The sequence below is a fragment of the Nonomuraea sp. MTCD27 genome (genome assembly GCF_041950495.1).
Lineage (GTDB): Bacteria > Actinomycetota > Actinomycetes > Streptosporangiales > Streptosporangiaceae > Nonomuraea.
This window is the reverse complement of sequence record NZ_JBGNUW010000084.1, coordinates 1-623: the sequence shown is the minus strand read 5'-3', so window position 1 is coordinate 623 and position 623 is coordinate 1. Positions and strand designations below refer to the sequence as shown.

Below are 623 nucleotides of genomic sequence, written 5' to 3'. Positions count from 1 at the left end.
AATGCCACGACTTCGGCGGTGTACTTGAGCCCCGCTACATTGTCGGCGCGGAATCACTTGACCAGTGAGCTATTACGCACTCTTTCAAGGGTGGCTGCTTCTAAGCCAACCTCCTGGTTGTCTCTGCGACTCCACATCCTTTCCCACTTAGCACACGCTTAGGGGCCTTAGTCGGTGATCTGGGCTGTTTCCCTCTCGACTACGAACCTTATCGCCCGCAGTCTCACTGCCACGCTCTCACTTACCGGCATTCGGAGTTTGGCTGACGTCAGTAACCTTGTCGGGCCCATTAGCCATCCAGTGCTCTACCTCCGGCAAGAAACACGCAACGCTGCACCTAAATGCATTTCGGGGAGAACCAGCTATCACGGAGTTTGATTGGCCTTTCACCCCTACACACAGATCATCCCCCAGGTTTTCAACCCTGGTGGGTTCGGTCCTCCACCCAGTCTTACCTGAGCTTCAACCTGCCCATGCGTAGATCACTCCGCTTCGGGTCTACAGCATGCGACTCAAACGCCCTATTCAGACTCGCTTTCGCTACGGCTCCCCCACACGGGTTAACCTCGCCACACACCATAACTCGCAGGCTCATTCTTCAAAAGGCACGCAGTCACATCACA

At 55.2% G+C, this 623-nt stretch carries 1 rRNA gene; it reads right to left on the bottom strand.

Going from position 1 to position 623, the window contains the following annotated elements:
- A 23S ribosomal RNA gene (locus tag ACBJ59_RS62835) occupies positions 1–623 on the bottom strand; the annotation flags it as partial.